At 69.5% G+C, this 21,607-nt stretch carries 23 protein-coding genes; 13 read left to right on the top strand and 10 right to left on the bottom strand.

Going from position 1 to position 21,607, the window contains the following annotated elements:
- Positions 1 to 24 precede the first annotated feature (24 nt).
- Together ACFWBQ_RS18025 and ACFWBQ_RS18020 are read left to right on the top strand one after the other, a co-directional pair.
- Entirely contained in the window at positions 25 to 1,074 is a 1,050-nt protein-coding gene (locus ACFWBQ_RS18025) for an NlpC/P60 family protein (protein ID WP_385489479.1), read from the top strand.
- 245 nt (positions 1,075 to 1,319) lie between these two features.
- Entirely contained in the window at positions 1,320 to 2,660 is a 1,341-nt protein-coding gene (locus tag ACFWBQ_RS18020; protein WP_385489477.1) for a PP2C family protein-serine/threonine phosphatase, read from the top strand.
- On the opposite strand, the gene ACFWBQ_RS18015 is transcribed toward ACFWBQ_RS18020, so the two are convergent.
- The 4 genes from ACFWBQ_RS18015 to ACFWBQ_RS18000 all read right to left on the bottom strand — a co-directional run bounded on the left by ACFWBQ_RS18015 (position 2,642) and on the right by ACFWBQ_RS18000 (position 5,308).
- Positions 2,642 to 2,980 (bottom strand): DUF2516 family protein, encoded by a 339-nt coding sequence (locus ACFWBQ_RS18015; RefSeq protein WP_385489474.1) that lies wholly within the window; start codon positions 2,978 to 2,980, stop codon positions 2,642 to 2,644. The two genes, ACFWBQ_RS18020 and ACFWBQ_RS18015, sit on opposite strands and share 19 nt — an antisense overlap.
- Positions 2,981 to 3,094: 114 nt before the next feature.
- Entirely contained in the window at positions 3,095 to 3,724 is a 630-nt protein-coding gene (locus ACFWBQ_RS18010) for a hypothetical protein (protein ID WP_385489472.1), read from the bottom strand.
- A 28-nt stretch (positions 3,725 to 3,752) separates the two neighbouring features.
- Complete coding sequence (locus tag ACFWBQ_RS18005; RefSeq protein WP_385489470.1) at positions 3,753 to 4,262, bottom strand: helix-turn-helix domain-containing protein; 510 nt, start codon at positions 4,260 to 4,262, stop codon at positions 3,753 to 3,755.
- 197 nt (positions 4,263 to 4,459) lie between these two features.
- Positions 4,460 to 5,308, bottom strand: coding sequence for a LysR family transcriptional regulator (locus ACFWBQ_RS18000; RefSeq protein ID WP_385489467.1), 849 nt, complete (start codon positions 5,306 to 5,308; stop codon positions 4,460 to 4,462).
- A 94-nt stretch (positions 5,309 to 5,402) separates the two neighbouring features.
- On the opposite strand from ACFWBQ_RS18000, the gene ACFWBQ_RS17995 reads away from it, so the two are divergent.
- Positions 5,403 to 6,134: an SDR family NAD(P)-dependent oxidoreductase gene (locus ACFWBQ_RS17995; RefSeq protein ID WP_385489464.1), complete on the top strand. Its 732-nt coding sequence runs from the start codon at positions 5,403 to 5,405 to the stop codon at positions 6,132 to 6,134.
- A gap of 250 nt (positions 6,135 to 6,384) precedes the next feature.
- Positions 6,385 to 6,579: a hypothetical protein gene (locus tag ACFWBQ_RS17990; protein ID WP_385489462.1), complete on the top strand. Its 195-nt coding sequence runs from the start codon at positions 6,385 to 6,387 to the stop codon at positions 6,577 to 6,579.
- 18 nt (positions 6,580 to 6,597) lie between these two features.
- Here the strand turns inward: ACFWBQ_RS17990 and ACFWBQ_RS17985 are convergent, their stop codons facing one another.
- Positions 6,598 to 7,332 carry an SDR family NAD(P)-dependent oxidoreductase gene (locus ACFWBQ_RS17985; RefSeq protein WP_385489459.1) on the bottom strand — a complete coding sequence of 245 codons (735 nt, stop codon included), beginning with the start codon at positions 7,330 to 7,332 and terminating at the stop codon, positions 6,598 to 6,600.
- A gap of 126 nt (positions 7,333 to 7,458) precedes the next feature.
- Between ACFWBQ_RS17985 and ACFWBQ_RS17980 the strand changes: the two genes are divergently transcribed.
- From ACFWBQ_RS17980 to ACFWBQ_RS17965, 4 genes are all read left to right on the top strand, one after another.
- Positions 7,459 to 8,067 (top strand): TetR/AcrR family transcriptional regulator, encoded by a 609-nt coding sequence (locus ACFWBQ_RS17980; RefSeq protein WP_385489456.1) that lies wholly within the window; start codon positions 7,459 to 7,461, stop codon positions 8,065 to 8,067.
- Between the two features lie 667 nt (positions 8,068 to 8,734).
- The gene (locus tag ACFWBQ_RS17975; protein ID WP_385489454.1) at positions 8,735 to 9,643 is read left to right on the top strand and encodes a class I SAM-dependent methyltransferase; all 909 of its coding nucleotides are present in this window, start codon (positions 8,735 to 8,737) and stop codon (positions 9,641 to 9,643) included.
- 292 nt (positions 9,644 to 9,935) lie between these two features.
- On the top strand, positions 9,936 to 11,015 hold the full coding sequence (locus ACFWBQ_RS17970; protein ID WP_385489452.1) for a MerR family transcriptional regulator: 1,080 nt from the start codon (positions 9,936 to 9,938) through the stop codon (positions 11,013 to 11,015).
- A gap of 296 nt (positions 11,016 to 11,311) precedes the next feature.
- The gene (locus ACFWBQ_RS17965; protein WP_385489449.1) at positions 11,312 to 12,193 is read left to right on the top strand and encodes a GNAT family N-acetyltransferase; all 882 of its coding nucleotides are present in this window, start codon (positions 11,312 to 11,314) and stop codon (positions 12,191 to 12,193) included.
- Positions 12,194 to 12,329: 136 nt separating this feature from the next.
- On the opposite strand, the gene rox is transcribed toward ACFWBQ_RS17965, so the two are convergent.
- Positions 12,330 to 13,757: a rifampin monooxygenase gene (rox, locus tag ACFWBQ_RS17960; RefSeq protein WP_385489446.1), complete on the bottom strand. Its 1,428-nt coding sequence runs from the start codon at positions 13,755 to 13,757 to the stop codon at positions 12,330 to 12,332.
- Positions 13,758 to 14,247: 490 nt separating this feature from the next.
- On the opposite strand from rox, the gene ACFWBQ_RS17955 reads away from it, so the two are divergent.
- On the top strand, positions 14,248 to 14,424 hold the full coding sequence (locus ACFWBQ_RS17955; RefSeq protein WP_385489443.1) for a hypothetical protein: 177 nt from the start codon (positions 14,248 to 14,250) through the stop codon (positions 14,422 to 14,424).
- Between the two features lie 69 nt (positions 14,425 to 14,493).
- On the opposite strand, the gene ACFWBQ_RS17950 is transcribed toward ACFWBQ_RS17955, so the two are convergent.
- The 4 genes from ACFWBQ_RS17950 to ACFWBQ_RS17935 form a co-directional block, all read right to left on the bottom strand.
- A complete protein-coding gene (locus tag ACFWBQ_RS17950) occupies positions 14,494 to 14,994 on the bottom strand; it encodes a DinB family protein (protein WP_385489441.1) in 501 nt (166 codons plus the stop codon).
- A gap of 93 nt (positions 14,995 to 15,087) precedes the next feature.
- A complete protein-coding gene (locus ACFWBQ_RS17945; RefSeq protein ID WP_385489438.1) occupies positions 15,088 to 17,475 on the bottom strand; it encodes an ATP-binding cassette domain-containing protein in 2,388 nt (795 codons plus the stop codon).
- Positions 17,476 to 17,776: 301 nt separating this feature from the next.
- The gene (locus ACFWBQ_RS17940) at positions 17,777 to 18,193 is read right to left on the bottom strand and encodes a VOC family protein (RefSeq protein ID WP_385489435.1); all 417 of its coding nucleotides are present in this window, start codon (positions 18,191 to 18,193) and stop codon (positions 17,777 to 17,779) included.
- A gap of 10 nt (positions 18,194 to 18,203) precedes the next feature.
- Positions 18,204 to 18,623: a helix-turn-helix domain-containing protein gene (locus ACFWBQ_RS17935; RefSeq protein ID WP_385489432.1), complete on the bottom strand. Its 420-nt coding sequence runs from the start codon at positions 18,621 to 18,623 to the stop codon at positions 18,204 to 18,206.
- 110 nt (positions 18,624 to 18,733) lie between these two features.
- Here ACFWBQ_RS17935 and ACFWBQ_RS17930 point away from each other — a divergent pair, with 110 nt between their 5' ends.
- The 4 genes from ACFWBQ_RS17930 (at position 18,734) to ACFWBQ_RS17915 (ending at position 21,596) form a co-directional block, all read left to right on the top strand.
- Positions 18,734 to 19,081, top strand: coding sequence for a hypothetical protein (locus ACFWBQ_RS17930; RefSeq protein ID WP_385489429.1), 348 nt, complete (start codon positions 18,734 to 18,736; stop codon positions 19,079 to 19,081).
- Between the two features lie 71 nt (positions 19,082 to 19,152).
- Complete coding sequence (locus ACFWBQ_RS17925; RefSeq protein ID WP_385489427.1) at positions 19,153 to 19,485, top strand: deoxyxylulose-5-phosphate synthase; 333 nt, start codon at positions 19,153 to 19,155, stop codon at positions 19,483 to 19,485.
- A 91-nt stretch (positions 19,486 to 19,576) separates the two neighbouring features.
- A complete protein-coding gene (locus ACFWBQ_RS17920; RefSeq protein ID WP_385489425.1) occupies positions 19,577 to 20,065 on the top strand; it encodes a MarR family winged helix-turn-helix transcriptional regulator in 489 nt (162 codons plus the stop codon).
- 88 nt (positions 20,066 to 20,153) lie between these two features.
- Entirely contained in the window at positions 20,154 to 21,596 is a 1,443-nt protein-coding gene (locus ACFWBQ_RS17915; RefSeq protein WP_385489423.1) for an MFS transporter, read from the top strand.
- The last annotated feature ends 11 nt before the right edge of the window (positions 21,597 to 21,607 follow it).

The following is a 21,607-nucleotide window of genomic DNA, read 5'->3' as shown; positions in this document are numbered from 1 at the left end:
GCTTTCTGTCCGGAGGGGGAGCTCGTGAACCGACGCCACTGTGCCGCTGCCGCGATCACACTGGTCTGCGCGCTGGCTGTACTGGCCGCGCCGGTCCAGGCCATGGCCACACCCGCGCCCGAGCCCTCCCCGGCCACGGGGAAGACCCTCGAAGAGGTACGCGAGGAGATCGACACGCTGTACCGCAAGGCCGGGGCGGCCACGGACGCGTACAACCTCGCCGAGGAACAGGCGAAGAAGCAGTCCGGCGAGATCGTGCAGCTGGCCGAGGCGATCGCCGACGGCCAGGCGCGGATCGCCGAACTGAAGAGCACGGCAGGCGCCCAGGCCCGCGAGCAGTACCGCAACGGCGGACTGCCGCCGGGCGCGCAGCTGGTGCTCAGCAATGACCCGCGGCTCTTCCTCGACGGCGTGAACCAGGTCAGGCAGGGCCAGCAGGCCACCAAGGGCGTCCTGACCCAACTCAAGCGGACGCAGGAGGACTTGGAGACGTACACGCAGGACGCGAGCATCAACTGGACCAAGCTCGAGTCCAACCGCGTCAAGCAGGCCAAGGCCAAGAAGAGCATCACCGCACAGATCGCGGCGGCCAAGAAGATCGAATCACGGCTGGAGAAGAAGGAGCAGGCCCGGCTCCTCGAGCTGGAACAGCAGGCCGCGTCCACGGCGCAGGCCGCCTGGCTCTCCTCCGGTGCACTGAAGGACATCAACCGCGAGGCGAGCTCGAGCGGCAGGGTGGCCATCGGCTTCGCGACCGCCCAGATCGGCAAGCCGTACGTATGGGGGGCCGAGGGCCCCCGTTCGTACGACTGCTCGGGGCTGACCTCCCAGGCCTGGGCGGCGGCGAAGCGGCCGATCCCGCGGACGTCCCAGGAGCAGTGGCGCCTGCTGCCGCGCATCGCCGTCCGGGACATGCGCCCCGGCGACCTGATCATCTACCACAGCGACGCCAGCCACGTCGGGATGTACGTCGGCGACGGGGCGATCGTGCACGCGCCGCGGCCCGGCCGCAACGTCACGCTGACGGGCGCGGGCTCGATGCCGATACTCGGCGTGGTCCGCCCGGACAAGTAGCCGTCCGGGCGGAGGCGGCCCGTCCGGCGCGGCGCGTGATGTTTGTCATGGCTCCCGTGTCCGCTTCGTACCCGCTCATCACGCCGGATCCGTGACGGGAAGCGGCTTATGGCCGCGCATATGACAGCGGCCGATCTTCACACTCCATTCCGTTCCCCTGCCGCGGACCGCTATCGTCCCCGTCTGGCGGGTCGTCGATCGTCGTCCCGCCGCGCCCTCGGGGGGAGGGAAGGAAACCCGAACCGATGCCCGTACCCGTACCGCAGCAACGTGCTGTTCCCGCTGCGGAGACCACCCATGGCGCCGACCTCACCCTCCTGGTGATCGAGGACGACCCTGCGGGCACCTTCACCGTCCCCGAGCTGCCGTCCGCCGCCGGGACCCGGGTCCGTGTCCGTACCGCCCGCAATCTCACCGAGGCGGGGCGGCTCCTCACCGACGACGTCGACTGCATCCTGCTCGACCTCGACCTGGCCCTGCCCACCGGCGCACGCACCGACGCGGACAAGGACGGCTCCGGGCACCCGGACGAGCTCGCCACCCTCAAGCACATACTGCGCATCGCGCCGCGCCACGCGGTCCTCGCCCTCACGGCCGAGAACGACGCGGAGCGGGCTGCCGAGGCCGTACGGGTCGGGGCACAGGACTACCTCTTCCGCGGCGAACTCGACGGGCGCCTCCTCAGCCGGGCCATCCGGTACGCGGTGGAGCGCAAACGTGCGGACATCGCCCAGCACCAGCTGACCGAGTCCCGGCTGCGCGCCCAGGAGAACGCCAGGCTGGAGCGCGGGCTGCTGCCCACTCCCCTCCTCCAGGGCTCCGACCTGGACTTCGCCGCCCGCTACCGGCCGGGGCGCAGCCGCGCCCTGCTCGGCGGGGACTTCTACGACACGGTCCGGACGCCCGACGGCACGGTCCACGCGATGATCGGCGACGTCTGCGGGCACGGCCCCGACGAGGCGGCGCTCGGCGTCGAGCTGCGCATCGCCTGGCGGGCGCTGACCCTGGCGGGGCTCTGCGGTGACGAGCTGCTCTCCACGCTGCAGCAGGTCCTGGAGCACGAACGGCAGAGCGAGGAGATCTTCGCGACGGTCTGCACCGTCGACATCGCCCCCGACGGACGGCGCGCGGGTCTCTGCCTCGCGGGGCACCCCGCACCGCTGATCGCGCGCCAGGGACGGGCGGCACATCTGCTTCCCTACGAGGACGGCGGCCCGGCACTCGGCCTGCTGCCGCACGCCCGCTGGCCGCGCCGGCAGGTGCAGCTGGGCGGCTCCTGGAGTCTGATGATGTACACCGACGGGCTGATCGAGGGGCGCGTGGGACTCGAGGGAACACAGCGGCTCGGCCAGGACGGCATGGTCGCGATGATCAACGGTCAGCTGGACCAGGGGCTCGGCGGCGAGGCGCTGCTGGAGGCCGCGGTCTCCCAGGTGCAGGAGCTGAACGGCGGCGAGCTCACCGACGACGTGGCGGTCCTCCTGCTCGAACGCGACGAGGCCCGGATACGCGGACGGGGCCGGAGCGCTTTGCGCTCCCGCCCCGGCTCGGCCGCACCCGCGAGCGCTCAGCGCCCGCCGTTGTAGGGGCCGTACGGCCCGTCACTGCTGGAACCGCCACGGCGGCCGCCTCCGCCGCCCGTTACCGCCTTGATCGCCGGCCGTACGTCCACCATGAAGACGATGGACGCGATCACGCCTGCGATCTGCAGGAAGAGGATCGGAATGATCAGGTTCACGAAGACGGTGACGCCGAGGATGATCAGCCAGAAGGACTTCTTCTGCTTGTCCGCCGCCCGGTAGGCGTCCTCGCGCGCCGTCGCCGCGAAGATCAGCGCGACCACGGCCAGGACGAGCATGGCCAGGTAGAGCATCTGGAGGAACGAGCCGAATGCTTCGAGCAGCATGGTGAGCACCGCCTAGTCAGTGGATGAGCGCCTCGCGGCCAAGGTACCGGGACAACGACCCGGCCACCCCCAAAGGTGCCCGGACCGTTCCCGGCCGTCCCGGTACCGCTCCCGCTACTTCGCGGACGGCGGGGTGGGCTTCTTCGCCGCAGGCTTGCGCACGGGTGCCGGCTTCTTCACGGGCGCCGCCTTGGCCTCGGCAGGCTTCGGCGCGGGCTTCGCCGGGGCAGCCGGGGCCGGCTTCGCCTGAGGGGCGGCCGCCTCGGACTTCTGCTTGGGCACGGACTTCGGCTCCGCCTCGACAACGGCGGCGATTTCGACGATCTCGTCGGCCGCCTCGCCGCGCCACGTCCGCACGGTCTTCTCGCCGCGCTCGGCGACCTTCTCGTACGTCTCACGGGCCCGGACCGCGTACTCGGCGGCAACGCCCACGCTCCGCAGCGCCAGGTCCTGGGCGCTCTCGCCCAGCTTCTTCAGGTCGGTGTCCAGCGCCCCGATGACCTCGGTCACCTTCGCCTGAACGGTGGCCTGGGCCTCCCTGGCCTGCGTGGCCACCTTCTCCTGCACGACCTTGGGGTCGGTGTTGCGTACGGCCTCGATCCGCTCGGGCGCCTCGGCCCGCAGCTGCTCGATCAGCGCCGGAACCTTGCGCGCCTGCTCCACGGCGAGGTCGGCCGTGCCGGCGGCGAAGTAGAAGGGGGTGCGGTCGGTGAGGGTCTTGCGCAGGTCATCGGTGATGGCCATGACTGTGGTCCTCCCGGATCATCAGAAGTCAGTTCAGAGGTGTGTCTGCATCACTGCCGTCGGCCGTGCGGGGGCCGCGGGCATCCGTACCGGCGCCGCTTTCGTCACCGGCGCCGCTTTCCGCGTCGGCACCGATTCTGCTCTCCGCATCCGCAGCACCGTGTACCTCGGCGCCGGTGTCGGGCACGACGTCGAAACCGTTCTCCTTGCGGAAGGAGTCGTAGATCTGCAGCAGTACGTTCTTCTGCCGCTCGTTGATCGACGGATCGGCCAATATGACCGCCCTCGTCTCCAGCTCCTCCCGCTCCCGCTCATCGAGGATCCCGGCCCGCACGTAGAGCGTCTCGGCAGAGATCCGCAGCGCCTTGGCGACCTGCTGCAGAACCTCGGCACTCGGCTTGCGCAGGCCGCGTTCGATCTGGCTGAGATACGGGTTGGACACTCCGGCGGCGTCGGCGAGCTGCCGCAGGGAGAGCTGCGCGGTACGCCGCTGCTCACGCAGGTACTCACCGAGATTGCCGACGTTGAGTGATGCCATGACTCGATAGTGCAACACCCTTGCTAACTATTGCAAGCGCCTGCTTGCAAAAGTGTTCGGCGCCACGTAGCCCTTCCCGTGTGACTTCCGGCGTTGGCTGTCACATTTCAGCGCTTGTTGTCACTGCTGTGGCTTGGACCGTGTCCTACGCGGTGAGCCGGGACACGATAGGTGGAACCTGGCCAAGCATGTGGGAACTAGAGACGTGTCGCAGTGCGGACAAGGTCGGCGACGGCTCTGGACCGGCTGTGCGGTGGCCAGGCGATCACGGTGGTGACTGTCGGCGCGTCCAGCACGGGCACGGCGGCGAGGTCCGCGTGCAGTTGGGCTCGGCACGACTCCGGTGAGACCGCGCAGGCACGGCCGAGCGCGACGAGCTGCAACAACTGCGCGTGGTCGCGGACCTGCGGGCCGGGGCCGGTCGGGTAGGTGCCGTCGGGGGCGGGCCAACGTGGCAGGGGCAGGCCCGGCAGCCCGGTGATGTCGGCCATGCGCACATGGGCCCGGACGGTGAGTGGATGCCCGGCCGGCAGGACCACAACCTGGCCCTCCGTGCCGAGCTCTTCGGTGTGGAACCCGGTCGTCGAGTCGAACGGCCGGTGCAGCAGCGCCACGTCGGCCCGGCCCTCGCGCAGGAATCGTTCCTGCTCGGCCGGGCCGCACAGGATGACGTCGACGGGGACCGCGTCGGGTTCGGCAGCGTACGCGGCGAGCAGTTTCGCCAGCAGTTCGCTGGACGCGCTGGCTTTGGTGACCAGGACCAGGCCGGGACGGCCGGTCACGGATAGGGCGGCGCGGCGGGTCCGGCGCTCAGCGGCGTCGACCGCGTCGAGCGCCGCGCGGCCCTCGGTCAACAGCACCGAGCCGGCCTCGGTCAGCGTGACAGTGCGGCTGGTCCGGTCCAGCAGCGCTGCCCCGAGCCGGCGTTCGAGCTGCTGGATCGCCCGGGACAAAGGCGGCTGCGCGATCCCGAGCCGCTGTGCGGCGCGCCCGAAGTGCAGCTCTTCAGCGACAGCGACGAAATATCGCAGTTCCCGGGTCTCCATACGGCCACGCTACTCCGGATCCATACCCGGAAGGTATCGCCGCCCACCCGATCGGTGTTGGACCCCCGCCGGGCCCCGAGGCAGCATCGTCTCCATGAGCGAACGAAGGATTGCGCTGGTCACCGGCGCGAACAAGGGAATCGGCTACGAGATCGCCGCGGGCCTGGGTGCCCTCGGCTGGAGCGTCGGCGTCGGCGCCCGCGACGATCAGCGCCGTAAGGCCGCGGTGGAGAGACTGCGCGCGGCCGGCGTCGACGCGTTCGGCGTACCGCTGGACGTGACCGACGACGCGAGCGCGACCGCCGCCGCACGGCTGATCGAGGAGCAGACCGAGCGCCTCGACGTGCTCGTCAACAACGCCGCCATCACCGGCGGCATGCCGCAGGAGCCCACCCGGGTCGATCCCGCCACCATCCGGACGGTCGTGGAGACCAACGTGATCGGCGTCATCCGCGTCACCAACGCGATGCTGCCGTTGCTGCGCCGCTCCGTCTCACCGCGGATCGTGAACATGTCCAGCAGTGTCGGCTCCCTCACCCGGCAGTCAGGAGCCGCCGGTGAGCGGACGACGGGTCCGGTGGCCGTGGCGTACGCGCCGTCGAAGACGTTCCTGAACGCCATCACTCTCCAGTACGCCCGGGAGCTGAGCGGCACGAACATCCTGATCAACGCCGGCTGCCCCGGCTACGTCGCGACCGACCTCAACGGCTTCCGCGGCGTGCGCGCCCCCGAACAGGGCGCGGCGATCGCCATCAAACTCGCGACCCTGCCCGACGACGGCCCAACCGGCAAGTTCTTCGACGACGCCGGCGTAGTGCCCTGGTGATGCCCCGGGCGGTCATCACCCGCCGGGGTGAGGGGCTTCGCCCGTGCGTCTCGAACAGGTTTATCAGCACTAGTTCCCACGTGAATGGCAATTCACCGCAGGTTGCAAGCAGCGTGACCATGTGGTTCCGACAAGCGTGACCCGCGGGGTCCGAATCGCACGTTCACCACACCCTCATGGTTCCAACTACCGCGTCCCGTCACACGCGGTGAGGCGAATGTCCCGTCGCACTCCAGCAGGCAGATTCTCAATGCTCTGCCGCCGAGCCGACGTCATGTCGTACTGCAAGGACGGCAACGACGCGAACTCGGCCTGGACCTCCGCGCCCGGCTGGACGCGCGATACCAACCTGCTCCAGCTCGGGTACCCGCCGGTGCCGCGCCGCACCGCACCGCGCCAGACCGCCGGGCCTGCGCCCGGCCTGCGCGGCGCGGCGCGGCGCTGACGACCACCGGCGACGCGCTCAGATCACTGTGGTGCCGCCGTCGGCAACCAGCTCCATGCCATTGACGTAGCTCGAGTCGTCCGAGGCGAGGAACAACGCGACCGACGCGATCTCTTCAGGGCGGCCCATCTCTCGCCGCGGGATCACGGATTCGAACTGCGCCTTCATCTGCTCGTCCATCACCTCCTCCAGAATCGGCGTGGCGACCTGGCCGGGGGTCAGCACGTTCACCCGGATCCTCCTGTCCCTCAACTCGGACACCCACACCCGTGCGTAGGCGGGCAGCACGGCCTTGCTCGCTGCGTACACACTCCAATCGGGGTAGCCCCGGAGCGACGCGTTTGACCCGGTCATGAAGATCGAGCCTCCATCGTTGAACAGCGGCAGCGCCTTCTGGACCGTGAACAGCGTGCCGCGCGCGTTCAGCGAGAAGGCGGCATCGAACTGCTCCTCGGTGATCTCGCCGAGCCTGCCCTGCTCGCCCGTCCCAGCACTTGCCCACAACACGTCGACCGCGCCCTTCTCCTGCTTGACCGTCTCGAACAAACGGTCCAGATCATCAAGGTCGGCCGAATCGCCCTGCACGCCGGTCACGTTCCGGCCGATCAGCTTGACGGCTTCGTCCAGCACGTCCTTCCGCCGGCCCGAAATGAAGACGTGAGCTCCTTCATCAACGAACAACTTCGCACCGGCCAGCGCCATCCCACTTGTCGCGCCTGTGATCACCGCAACCTTGCCATCGAGCTTTCCCACGACCACTCCATTCACATGCCGTTGGCGAAGTTATGTACACCGGTCTGCGTACTTAACGTATCGAACAGTCGAGGGGGGTGCAAGCTATGCACACCGAGCGGTACCGAAGTGGGCTACGCTGGGCGTGTGACAGAGTTGGAGAAGGGGCCGCGAGGCCTGCGCCGCGGCAGGGGCGCACGAGAGCGCATCCTCAACGCGTCACAACAGCTGTTCCGCGATCAAGGCATCAACTGCACGGGTATGGACCAGCTCTGCGCGGTGGCCGAGGTGTCCAAGCGCACGCTTTACCAGCACTTCACCGGCAAGGACGAGCTGATCGCCGAGTGCCTACGCCGATTCGATCCCGACATCCTGCCCGAAGTGTTCGACCGCACCGACCTCACACCTCGCGAACGACTCCTCGCCGCGTTCGACGTGCACGCGCCCCTGTGCCCATTCATCGCGGCGGCCGTCGAAATCCCCGACCCGGGCCACCCGGCACGCGTGCACGCCCGCACCTACAAAATAGGCTTTGCCGCCCGGCTCACCGATACCGCCCGCGAGGCCGGCGCCACCAACCCCGAACAGCTCGGCGAGCAACTGGCGCTGCTCCTGGACGGCGCCTCGGCCCGCAGCCGAGTCCTCAACACCGAAGCGTTCACCACCGCCGCCGCCATCGCAGCGGTCCTCGTCGACAACGCCATCCCCACGGCAGCGGCACCGGCCGGCGCACGCGCTGTCGAGCAGCACGGATGACGATGACGCCGGCCGGGGCGCCGCCCCACGTTCCGGCCGTGGCGCCGTCGCCGAGCACCCTGGCCAGGGCCACATCCTTGACCGCGATCACGGAGCAGATGTGATCGGAAAGCTCTGGAAGCAGCCCGCCGCAGGCTTCGTCCAGTCCCGGACGACAGCGTTGGTGACGATGCGAGTGCGCACGCATGAAGCCCCTCTCGACGATGACTGAACGCGAGTACTTCGCGAGCGTCGGCCAACGCCCCGGCATGTTCGTGGGCAGGAGCTCCTTCCGCATGCTGACCGCGTTCCTGACCGGCCATGACCAACATGCTCTCCGGCACCAGTCCTGTTCGAACTCCTCGACGAGTTCGCCGCCGAGCGCGAGGCAGCACAGGACTCCGAGACCTCAGATTGACTGAGACACCGGGCCGCACCGCGTCTCACTCGAAATGAACCACTGCTGGTCAGGGCCTCGTCGTGGTTCACCTCGACTGAGACAGGACAGGTCCGGACGGGAAGCGGGCGCGGCACACGTCATGTCCCGTCTCAGTCGACCTGGTCCCGGTCCCAGGTGATTCGGCCTGATTCGCCTGTGGTCGCAGGTGATGTGGTCCACCGAGGCAGCTGCCCGAAGCGCACGAAAACCGGTGGAGCGGTCGGAGTATGTGTCCGTACCGTCCCTGGGATGACCTATCTGAGTTCCCTGGGATATCTGCTGGGCATCGAGGGCGCCGCCTTGCTGCGCGGCTTCAGGGAGGGAAGCGCCGACCGAGCGTTCGTCGAAGCCCGGATCGCCGAGATCCGCGCTCTGCTGGACACGCCCGCCCTCGCGCAGGCCGAGGGGGTCACGGTGAGTCCGGGCACGATCAGCGTGGCCGACGTCTACCAGTCCTGGGCGCCGCACTATGACGCCCCTGGCAACCAGATGATCGACATTGAGCAGCCCGTTGTCCGGCGCATCCTGGACGGCCTGCCCGTCGGCACGGCGCTGGACGCGGCCTGCGGCACCGGCCGTCATACCACCTACCTGCGGGAACTCGGCCACGACGTGATCGGCGTCGACGCCTCACCGGACATGCTCGCCCAGGCCCGCAAGCGCCTGCCAGATGTCGAATTCCACGAGGCCGACCTGCACCGGCTGCCGCTTCCCGACAACGCGGTCGACACCGTCGTCTGCGCGCTCGCCCTGACGCACGTCCCCGATCTGGCTCCCGTACTGGCGGAGTTCGCGCGTGTCCTGCGCCCCGGCGGAAGCCTCGTGATCTCGGATGCACACCTGCTGGTGTCCTACCTCCGGCCGACCCTGGCCCGCCGTCCCGGCCCGGACGGCCGCCCGTCCCTCCCCGCCGAGCACCACCGCCCGCTCAGCGCCTACCTCGCCGCAGCCCTCCCACTGGGCTTCCAGGTCCGGCAATGCGAGGAACCCCGCCGCCCGCGCCACTTCCTCGACCCCGACACCGCCCCGGACCCACTCCCGGCCCATGTGTCCTGGGACTTGTTGCACTGGTGCCCGGAAGCATCGGCCGCGGCCTTGGACGATTCCCCGGTCGCAGTCATCTGGCACTTCCAACTCGACGGCATCCGGAAGGGCTGAGCAACCGGACCCAGATCGACTGAGACAGCGTCCGGCATCCACTCGTCCAGGACCGCATCACCGGGGATTCCCACCGTCTCCAGGTCTCAAGCGACTGGTCACCGCACGTCACAGGTCTGGTTCGGGGCCAGATCGTTCGAGACGGGACACGCCGGATTTCCTCGTACGCCGCTATCGGTGGCGTACGAGTCGGACGACCAAGGTTCCGGCAGGACACCGGTTGACCTTCACCTTGGGGGAGGCCACAGCATCAAAGGGCCGGGCGACGTGCTCGGCATGAGGAGGAGCGAGCATGGGGTTGCTGACCATCGGAACGTTCGCGAAGGCGTCCCGCCTGTCGCCGAAGGCGCTGCGCCTCTACGACGAGCTCGGACTGCTGACCCCCGCTCGCGTCGACCCGGTGAGCGGCTATCGCCTCTACGCACCGGAACAACTGGACCGGGCCCGGCTGGTCGCCTGGCTCCGACGCCTGGGGATGCCCCTGGCCCGCATCCAGCACGTCTGCACGCTGGAGTCAGCCGCTGCGGCGCAGGAGATCCGCGCGTTCCGGGCCCGGATCGAGGCCGACACAGCCGCTCGACGGGACCTCGCTTCCTTCCTCATCGACCATCTTTCCTGGAAGGACCCCGCCATGTCTCCGACCACCAAGCCCCTGGGAATCCGCTACGCCGCCCTTTCCGACACGGGGCTCGTCCGCGAGAACAACCAGGACACCGCCTACGCCGGGTCGCGCCTGCTCGCCGTCGCCGACGGATACGGCAGCGCAGGAGCCCCGGCCGGCGCGGCCGCCATCGACGTGCTCAAGCGCCTCGACACCGCCGGTCTCCCGGCAGGCGATCTCCTCAACGTCCTCCAAGACGCCATCGAGCAGGCCGAGCAGGCCGTCAACGGCGTCGCAGGACCCGGCTCCTCACCCGAAGGGGCCGGCACCACACTCACTGCGATGCTCTGGACCGGATCGCGACTGGCCCTCGTCCACATCGGCGACTCCCGCGTCCACCTCCTGCGCGACGGAGAGCTGTTCCAGATCACGCATGATCACACCGTGGTGCAGTCGATGGTCGACGAAGGACGCATCAGTCCGGAGGAAGCCGTCTCCCACCCCCAGCGGTCGATGCTGCTACGAGCCTTGGGCCGAGGAGCCGATGGCACCCCCGACATCCGCCTTCACGACGTTCAGCAGGGGGACCGATACCTGCTCTGCTCCGACGGTCTGTCGACCGTCGTGCGGACCGAAGAGATTCGCCGGGTGCTCTCGGGGACCGAAGAGCCCGAGCAGGCGGTCCGCGAACTCATCGCCCTCGCCAACGGCTCCGGCGACCCCGACAACATCAGCTGCGTGGTCGCCGACGTCATGGAGCTCCAGCAGTAGGAGCGAACGGCATGCACGTCGAGCACCGGATCCGCTCCCAGGAACTCATCGGCGAAGCCGACGCATACCGGCTCGCCCAACAGGTCAAGGGACCCGAGCCGGCTCCCCGAGCCATGGCAGCCAGCACCTCGCAACCGACCCCACGGCGCCTGCCGGCCTGGCTCCGTGGGTGAACGGCCACGCTGCCCGCGGTCGAGCGGGACACCGACCACCAACCTGTCCCACTCGACCGTAGGCACCGCAGGTCAGGGCCTCATCCCGTCCGGGGCCACCTGCAGCATGGGGGATCATGCAGCATGCGCACAGATGACTGGCACCTCACCGAAGACGTCGACGACTTCCTCGCCCGAGCCGGAGAATTCCTGCGCTCTCGGCCCGCCCTGCACACCATGCCGCTGACGGTGACCGAGAAACTGCGAACAACGCGCGGGGCGGACGCGCACGGCGCCCGGGCCACCGTCTTCGGCCGACTGGAACGAGCGGGCAAGGTCCACGCCACCTTCTACCGCATCCCGTCCCGCGGCCTGAGCGTCACCCCCCTCACCCCCGAGCAGGCCGACACCCTCGCCGCCCACCTGGCCGCCCTCCAGCACTCCTTTCCGTACGTCAGCGCGGACCACAGCACCGCCACCGCTTTCGCCGAGGCATGGCAGCGGCACACAGGCGCAGCGCCGACACTCAGAACGCGGATCCGTCTGTACCGTCTCGGCACGCTCACCCCACCGGAGCCGGTCCCGGACGGCCGGGGGCGAGTCGTGGGTGAGCAGAACCATGAGCAACTCGTGCGCTGGTGCGCCGAGTTCCTCGACACCGTCGGAGAAGTCCCGTCCGTGGACGCCGACTCCTGGGCCGACTCGCGTTTCGCCGACAAACACTTCACGTTCTGGGAGACCCGGGACGGCACCCCCCTATCCATGGCAGCCATGACATCGATGGTCGGCGGCATGATCCGGGTGGACCCCGTCTACACCCCGGCCCACCTCCGGGGCCGCGGCTACGCGGGCGCCGTGACGGTCGAGGTGAGCAGGGCCGCGCTGGCCGCGGGCGCGACGGACGTCGTGCTCTTCGCGGACCCTGCCAACCCCACCAGCAACGCCCTCTACCAACGCATCGGCTACGTCCCGCTCACCGAGTGGGCCGTGTACGACTTCTCATGTGCCGCACCGGAAGCCGGTTGAGAACCGACGCACGTGACCGACCAGGAACAGCAGCCCCGCCGGCCGGGGACTCCGGAAGTCCAACCTCTTCGGCCGGCATCCGGACCGCGACGTGCTGGACTTCCTCACCGCTTCCGGAGCCGCCTTCGCTGCGCCCTCAGCCGACGGCAGCGCCGAACCACTTCGGCAACCGGCCGAGCAGATCCTGCTGATCTTCACCGACCCACGCCACGTGGCCGTCCGGTCGCAGCAGTACCGCGGGCACGTCCAGTTCCTCGCTGACGTCGACGACGTGGTCGACCCGATCCGCCCAGCCCGCCACCGAGAGCCGGCCGGTCCGGTCGAGCAGCAGCCCGCGGCCTCCGTGCATCAGCTCGTAGAGGCGACCCTGCTTCAGTTCCACGTCCCGCATCCGCCGGCCGAGCAGTTCGTGACCCTCGCCGACGTCGTAGCGCACGTCGACCGCGGTGATCATCCCGGTCACGTACCGGTTCACCTCCTCGAAGTCCATCAGCTTCGCGAACAGCTCCCGCAGCGCGGTCGCACCCGGATCGGCCCCCAGCAGCGTGATCTGCGCGCGGGTGTTGTCCAGCACGCCGGCGCCCACCGGGTGCCGTTCGGTGTGATAGCTGTCGAGGAGACCCTCCGGTGCCCAGCCGTTGACCGCGGCGGCCAGCTTCCAGCCGAGGTTGAACGCGTCCTGCACGCCGAGGTTGAGCCCCTGACCGCCGGTCGGAGGGTGGATGTGCGCGGCGTCGCCGGCCAGCAGCACCCGGCCGACCCGGTAGCGCTCGGCCTGACGGGTGGCGTCGCCGAACCGGGACAGCCAGCGCGGCGAGTGCACGCCGAAGTCGGTGCCTGCGAACGCCCGCAGCTGCTTCTTGAAGTCCTCGAGGGTCGGCGCGGTCGCACGGTCCTCGGCCACCCCGTCGGCGGGCACGACGACGCGGACCGCCCCGTTCGTACTGGGGCCGATGCCGAATCGCAGTTGGGTCCTGCGGACTTCCTCGACGACGGCGGCAATCGTCGCCGGGTCCTCGGTCACCTCCATCTCACCCAGCAGCGTCTCGACCTTGGCGGCCTCGCCGGGGAACCCGACGCCGAGCTGCTTGCGCACCACGCTGCGCCCGCCGTCGCACCCGACGAGATAGCGCGAGCGCAGGTGCGTGCCGTCCGCCAGCTCGACGGTCACCCCGTCGTCGTCCTGGCTCACCCCGACCACTTCGACGCCGCGCCGGATCTCCGCGCCGGCTTCGAGGGCATGCTCGTCGAGCAGCCGTTCGGTGACCGGCTGCGGGGTGGCGACGCCGTACGGGTGAGCCGTGTCCAGCCGGTCCGGCCACGCCTTCATGATGCCGCCGAAGAGACCGCCGACCTGGAACTTCTCACTGACCGCGAGGAACCGGTCCAGCAGGCCGCGCTGGTCCATCATCTCGACGCTGCGCGCGTGCAGGCCTTGCCCGCGGGACTCCTCGGTCCGCTCGGTCAGCTTCTCCAGCACGACCACGTGCACGCCGTGCAGCCGCAGTTCGCCGGCCAGCATCAAGCCGGTCGGTCCGCCGCCGACCACGATCACGTCAATCATCAGAACGCCCATTCAACGACATCGGATTTCGGCCAGCCGCACCGTGAGTCCCACCGACGGTTCGACGCTCCCGCGGAAGCTGTACGCCAACGAAACACACATATTTCGCGAATATGCGATTTCCGCAGGTTCTGACCTTGGCCGGCCATTCTGCGACACGACCCCGGCCTTGCCGCAAGCCCCCCTGTGCGCTATACCTTGAGAGTGGCAAGGAGTGGGTAACCTCCTTGCCTTTTCCTGTGTCACCCGCTGTGGACGGACACCTTGCAGCCGGAATCCGTACGACAGGGCGGGCCGGCCGCGTCATGATCTGCACGCGTGACGACTCCGAAGCAGCTCCTGGTCCAGGCCGCCGCCCGCAACAACGCCGAGTGGTGCGCGGCGATGAGCCGATCGCACGGCTTCGCGGGCGAGTTCGACGCGCAGGCCAACGGCCGAGTGGTCGCCGGCGCGGTGGCGAGCAGCAGCGACCACGTGGTCGGAATCTCCCATGACTTCGGCTCGTCGGCGGCCCGAATCGGCTCGGCCCGGCGTACTGGACGCGGTGAACCGGCTGTTCCCCACCGTGCCGGTGGTCGGCAACGAGCGGAGCGACGACCTGGCGTCCGCCATGCGCCATGGCTACGAGCCGGTCGGTCCGCTGCGGATCCGGCTGCACGGCCGGTAACGCCGGACCGGTAGTGCGCCTTTGTACCCGCCGCTGGTTCGGCGCTTCGACCTCGCGACGGGCAAGTGGTCAGCCCAGCACGCCGGTCGAGCCGTCCGTGAGCTCCCGGAGAATGTCGGCGTGCCCGGCGTGCCGGGCGGTCTCCTCGATCATGTGTACGTAGATCCAGCGGAGCGACACCTGCCCGAGCTCCTCCTGCGGCACCACGTGATCGAGCTCGAACGTCGCGGCGAGCTCCCGCGACCGGGCGCAGGCCGCGTCATACGCCGCGAGCACGTCCTCGACGATCTCGTCCTCCCCGACCGCGAACGAGGCGTCGGGGGCGGGCAGATCCGACGGCTGCTGCGTCAGGATCCGCTCGAACCAGTTGTGCTCGACGATTGCCAGGTGCTTGAGCAGCCCGGCGATCGTCGTCGCCGAAGGAACCAGGTTCCGCCGGGCCTGCCCGTCGGACAACCCGGCGGCCTTGCGTCGCACCACGCCTCGCTGGAAGTCCAGAAACGCTTCCAGCACCTCGCGTTCGCCACCGACGGCGGATCGAACGACGGCCGGCACATCAGGATCCGTCATCGGCCCAACGTAGGACGTGGGGTCGGCCTTGCCAACCCCACCCCGGTTCACGGCCTTTGACACGCGATGCTCGCGGCGTCCGCGAGGGCTCGGTCAGGTGGCGACGTAAGCCGCCAGGTGCTCGCCCGTGAGCGTGGAGCGGTCGGCGACGAGGGCGGCGGGTGTGCCCTCGAAGACGATCTTGCCACCGTCGTGGCCTGCGCCCGGGCCGAGGTCGATGATCCAGTCGGCATGTGCCATGACCGCCTGGTGGTGCTCGATGACGATCACCGACTTGCCGGCGTCGACCAGCCGGTCGAGCAGGCCGAGCAACTGCTCGACGTCGGCGAGGTGCAGGCCCGTGGTCGGCTCGTCGAGGACGTAGACGCCACCCTTGTCGCCCATGTGGGTGGCCAGCTTGAGCCGCTGCCGCTCGCCGCCGGACAGCGTGGTGAGCGGCTGGCCGAGGGTGAGGTAGCCGAGACCGACGTCGGCGAGCCGCCCAAGGATCTTGTGCGCGGCCGGCGTCTGCGCCTCGCCGGCGCCGAAGAACGTCTCGGCCTCGGTCACCGACATCGCGAGCACCTCGCTGATGTCGCGGCCGCCGAGGTGGTACTCGAGCACCGAGGCGTCGAACCGCTTGCCCTCGCAGTCCTCGCAGGTGGTGGCCACGCCGGCCATCATCGCCAGGTCGGTGTAGATGACGCCGGCGCCGTTGCACGTAGGGCAGGCGCCCTCGGAGTTGGCGCTGAACAGCGCCGGCTTCACGCCGTTCTCCTTGGCGAACGCCTTGCGGATCGGCTCGAGCAGTCCGGTGTACGTCGCCGGGTTGCTGCGCCTGGAGCCCTTGATCGGGGCCTGGTCGACCGCCACCACACCCTCGTCGGCCGGGATCGAGCCGTGCACGAGCGAACTCTTGCCGGAGCCGGCGACGCCGGTGATGACGGTGAGCACGCCGAGCGGAATGTCGACGTTCACGTTCTGCAGGTTGTTCGCCTTCGCGCCGCGGATCTTCAGAGCGCCCGTGGGCTTGCGCACCGTCTCCTTGACGGTGGCCCGGTCGTCGAGATGGCGGCCGGTGACGGTGCCGCTGGACCGCAGCCCTTCGAGGCTGCCCTCGTAACAGACGGTGCCGCCCGCCGTACCGGCGCCGGGACCGAGGTCGACGACATGGTCGGCGATCGCGATGGCCTCCGGCTTGTGCTCGACCACGAGCACGGTGTTGCCCTTGTCGCGCAGCTGCAGGAGCAGGCCGTTCATCCGCTGGATGTCATGCGGGTGCAGCCCGATCGTCGGCTCGTCGAAGACGTAGGTGATGTCCGTGAGCGACGAGCCGAGGTGACGGATCATCTTCACGCGCTGCGCCTCGCCGCCGGACAGCGTGCCCGCCGGCCGGTCGAGCGAGAGATAGCCGAGGCCGATCTCCACGAACGAGTCGAGGGTCTGCTGCAGCGCGAGGAGCAGCGGCGCCACCGACGGCTCCTCGATGCCGCGGACCCAGTCGGCCAGGTCCCTGATCTCCATGGCGCAGGCGTCGGCGATGCTCTTCCGCTTGATCTTCGACGAGCGGGCGCCCTCGTTGAGGCGGGTGCCGTCGCACTCGGGGCAGCTGCTGAAGGCGACCGCGCGCTCCACGAACGCCCTGATGTGCGGCTGCATCGCCTCCTTGTCCTTGGACAGGAACGACTTCTGGATCTTGGGGATCAGCCCCTCGTAGGTGAGGTTGATGCCGTTGACCTTGACCTTGACCGGCTCCCGGTAGAGGAAGTCCTGCATCTCCTTCTTGGTGAACCTGCGGATCGGCTTGTGCGGGTCGAGGAAGCCCGACTGGGCGTAGAGCCCCACGGTCCACTGGCTGTCCGACTTCCAGCCGGGGATGGTGAACGCGCCCTCGGCCAGCGACTTGGAGTCGTCGTACAGCTGGGTGAGGTCGATGTCGGAGACCTTGCCCCGGCCCTCGCAGCGCGCACACATGCCACCGGTGATGCTGAAACTGCGCCGCTCCTTCACAGTCTGCCCGGCACGCTGCACCGTGACCGCGCCCGCACCGCTGATCGAGGCGACGTTGAAGGAGAAGGCCTTGGCCGAGCCGATGTGCGGCTTCCCGAGCCGACTGAAGAGGATGCGCAGCATCGCGTTGGCGTCCGTGGCGGTGCCCACCGTGGAGCGCGGGTCGGACCCCATCCGCTGCTGGTCCACGCTGATCGCGGTCGTCAGTCCGTCGAGTACGTCGACGTCGGGCCGTGCGAGGGTCGGCATGAAGCCCTGCACGAAGCTGCTGTACGTCTCGTTGATCAGCCGCTGCGACTCAGCGGCGATCGTGCCGAACACCAGCGAGCTCTTGCCCGATCCGGAGACACCGGTGAACACCGTCAGCCGACGCTTCGGGATCTCGATGCTGACGTCCTGGAGGTTGTTCACGCGCGCGCCGTGCACGCGGATCAGGTCGTGGCTGTCGGCATCGTGCAGCGCGGGCGACTGCGTGTCCTTCTTCGTGGCCATGCTTATCGTCTCTCCATCTGTGAGGCGGGCCGCTGAGCGGTCCCGGTCGGTGTCGCCCGGCTCGATCCGACCGGCTTCGAGCAGTACGTCCGGTTCTGCATGCGTGGGAGCCGTAGCGGCAGCGGTCCGTCGGATCGGCGGGGCGGTGTCGGCCGAGGCGTCGGACCGGCCGGCGGCGGCCTCACGCTCGTTCCGGCCGGCATCGCCGGGCGGCGTACCGCCCCGAGGAGCCGGAATGCCTGCGGAGCCCAGGAGTTGGAGCGCCGCACCGCCATGGCGGGGACCCTACCGCAGGCGGTTCCTACGCCTTGCGGGGTTGGGTGAAGCGGACCATGTTCCCGGCCGGGTCGCGGAAGGCGCAGTCGCGGACGCCGTAGGGCTGGTCGATCGGCTCCTGCAGCACCTCCCCGCCGGCGGCCCTGATGCTTTCGAAGGTGGCGTCGCAGTCGTCGGTGGAGAAGATCACGCCGCGCAGATTGCCCTTGGCCAGCAGTTCCGCCATCGCCTGCTTGTCGGCCTGCGAGGCGTTGGGGTTGGCGAGCGGCGGTTCGAGGACGATCTCCACGTCCGGCTGCGTGGGCGAGCCGACGGTCACCCAGCGCATCCCCTCGAACGCGACGTCGTTGCGTACCTCCAGGCCGAGGGCGTCGCGGTAGAAGGCGAGCGCCTTGTCATGGTCGTCGACTGCGATGAAGCACTGCGAGAGGTTGATGTTCATGGCTTCGACGCTACGAGTCGGCGGCTGATTTCGCTTCTCCGTTCCTGACCGGTCTCGTGATGATCTTGGCGACGCACGCCGGGATCGCGGCGCCCGCCTCGTGGCGTCGGGCCCGGTAGGCGCTGGGGCTCTCGCCGACCAGCTCGGTGAAGCGCGAGCTGAACGACCCCAGTGAGGTACATCCGACGGCGAAGCAGACGTCCGTCACGCTCAGGTCGCCCCGCCGCAGCAGCGCCTTCGCCCGCTCGACACGGCGGGTCATCAGATAGCTGTAGGGCGTCTCCCCGAAGGCGGCGCGGAAGCTGCGGGAGAAGTGTCCGGGCGACATGAGGGCGACGTTCGCCAGCGCCGGAACGTCCAGCGGCTGCGCGTATGCGCGGTCCATCATGTCCCGGACGCGGCGCAGCCGTACCAGGTCCTCCAGGGTCATGCTCACCAGCATGGCACGGCGGCAGTGCCCCGTCCCGGCGATCGGTGCTTCAGGTCCGGCTTGTCGAGGTGAGCGCCGGGGCGCGGTTCAGGTCCCGTAGGCTCCGGCTCATGGGTGAGCTCTTGCCGCTCCTGGTACTCGCGGGCGCACTCGCCGCCGTCATGGGTTTCTTCACGTGGCTGTCGTCCCGCGCCCGTCGTCGCGGGGTCGCCGGCGCGGCGATCCGCGCCGCCATGGCCTCGTACGACGAGGCGTTCAGGGTGACTGCTCATGACGCCCACTACGAGATCCAGGCGCAGGCGGAGCGCAAGGTGCCGATGGTGTCGCCCGACGATCCGTGGGGCCGCAGGCGTGGTGAGAAGCCGGGCGAGGGCGGCCGACCGGCGTCTCCGGTACGGCCTCGCCGGCCGCGGCGCGGGATCCGTCGCCGCATCGGGCGTCTGTGGCGGGGCCGCTGAGCCGGGTCCGCACCGTGGAACCGGTGGGAAAACAGCTCGAACGCAACGGATCGGGCCCCTACGCTGAGCGCATGTCCCACGCGAAGACCGCGTACGTCTGCCTGCCGTGCCGGGCTTCGTACAAGCAGCCCTACGACAGGGACCGGGAACGCGTCTGTCCGCGCTGCACCGGAACGCTGATCCATGTCGGGTCCGCCTTCGCGGCGCCGCGACGGAGGGACACGGCAGCGTGGCGGGCTCTTTCGGTGCTGCTGCACGCGGGCATCCGCTTCCACAAGGGCTGCTGCTTCGGCGGCCCCGGCTACCGCCCGCGCACTCTGCGCGAGGTGAAGGAGCGGGTGGCGTACGCCGAGGCCACCGGGGAGCCGTTCGCGCGGGCCCTTCTCCGGACCGAGCTTCCGTAGCCGAGAACTGCCGTATCCGGGGCCGCGCGGCGGGCCCTGATACGTTCCTTCCGGACAATCTGTCACGGACCGAGTTGTTACGCTGGCTGACATGACCGCCATGACGCCCGCTCGCACCGCACCCGACCTCTCCTTCCTCCTCGACCACACCAGCCACGTCCTGCGGACCCGGATGGCCGCCGCCCTCGCCGAGATCGGGCTGACGGCACGGATGCACTGCGTCCTGGTCCACGCGCTGGAGGAGGAGCGCACCCAGATCCAGCTCGCGGAGATCGGCGACATGGACAAGACCACGATGGTGGTGACCGTGGACGCCCTGGAGGGCGCGGGGCTCGCCGAGCGGCGACCGTCCAGCCGTGACCGGCGGGCCCGGATCATCGCCGTCACCGAGGAAGGCGCCCGGCTCGCCGAGCGGAGCCAGAAAATCGTCGACCACGTGCACAAGGAAGCCCTGGCGACGCTCCCCGGCGACGACCGCGAGGCGCTGCTGCGGGCCCTGAACCAGCTGGCCGACGAGCACCTGGCCACCCCCGTCGAGAACCCCCGGCCGGTCCGGCGCGCACGCCAGGGCCAGAGCTGACCGCATCGCGTAGGACCGTTAAATATAGTCTGCAACGAAACCATCTGCTACGGTCACTCCTGTCGACCCGTCCGACAGGAGAAAACCGATGTCTGTGACTGCACCCCTTCCGCCGTGCGATACCGCCGGGCCCACCGCCCGTACCCGCAGGCTGGCCCTCGGAGTGATCGCCTCCGGGATGCTGATGATGACCCTCGACGGCTCCATCGTGACCGTGGCGATGCCCGCCATCCAGCGCGACCTCGGATTCACATCCGCCGGCCTCAGCTGGGTGGTCAACGCCTATCTGATCGGGTTCGGCAGCCTGCTCCTGCTGGCCGGCCGGCTCGGCGATCTGATCGGCCGCAAGCGCATGTTCGTCGCCGGGACCATGGTGTTCACCGCGGCCTCGCTCCTGGCCGGCGCGGCAGCGACCCCCGGGGTGCTGATCGCCGCCCGGTTCCTGCAGGGCGTCGGCAGCGCGATGGCCTCGGCCGTCGGCCTGGGCATTCTCATCACCCTGTTCACCGAGCGACGGGAACGCGCCAGGGCCATCGCCGTGTTCTCGTTCACCGGGGCGGCGGGCGCGTCGATCGGGCAGGTGCTCGGCGGCGGCCTCACCGATGCGCTCGCCTGGAACTGGATCTTCTTCATCAACCTGCCGATCGGCATCGCGGCCCTCCTGATCGCCCGCCGCGTCCTGCCCGCCGACCGCGGCATCGGCCTCGCTGCCGGGGCCGACGTCCTAGGTGCCGCCCTCGTCACCGCAGGCCTGATGCTGGGGATCTACACCGTGGTCAAGGTCGAGGAGTACGGCTGGGTCTCCGCGCCCACGCTCGGTCTCGGCGCACTCGCCCTCGCACTCCTCGTCGGGTTCGTCGTCCGCCAGGCCACCGCCCAAACGCCGCTCATGCCCCTGCGGATCTTCCGGTCGCGCAGTGTGGCCGGGGCCAACCTGGTCCAGGCCCTCATGGTGGCCGCCCTGTTCTCGTTCCAGATCCTCGTCGCGCTCTTCCTCCAGAACGTGCTCGGGTACGGCGCCGCCGAGACCGGTCTCGCCATGCTGCCGGCCGCCGCTGTCATCGGAGCCGTATCGCTGGGCGTCTCGGCGCGGCTGAACGCCCGGTTCGGTGAGCGCGCCGTCCTGCTGGCCGGGATCCTGCTGCTGATCGGCGCGCTCGGGCTCCTCACCCGGGTTCCCGTACAGGCGCATTACGTGACCGACCTGCTCCCCGTGATGCTCCTGGCCGCCGGCTTCGGGCTCGCCCTCCCGGCACTGACGGCACTCGGCATGTCCGGTGCGGGGGACGACGACGCCGGGCTCGCCTCGGGCGTCTTCAACACCACGCAGCAGATCGGTATGGCCATCGGCGTCGCCGTGCTGTCCACGCTCGCGGCGGGCCGCAGCGAGCGGCTGCTGGCGGACGGCCGCAGCAGGGCCGAGGCGCTGACCAGTGGCTACCAACTCGCGTTCACCGTCGGCACGGGCCTGCTCGTCGCCGCCTTCGTCCTCGCACTCCTCGTCCTGCGCCCTGCTCCCGCCCGTTCCTGAAAGGTGTATCC

Source organism: Streptomyces sp. NPDC060035 (assembly GCF_042736635.1).
In the GTDB taxonomy this organism is placed as follows: domain Bacteria; phylum Actinomycetota; class Actinomycetes; order Streptomycetales; family Streptomycetaceae; genus Streptomyces.
The sequence above is the reverse complement of the archived record's forward strand: the minus strand, read 5'-3'. Positions and strand labels throughout refer to the sequence as shown.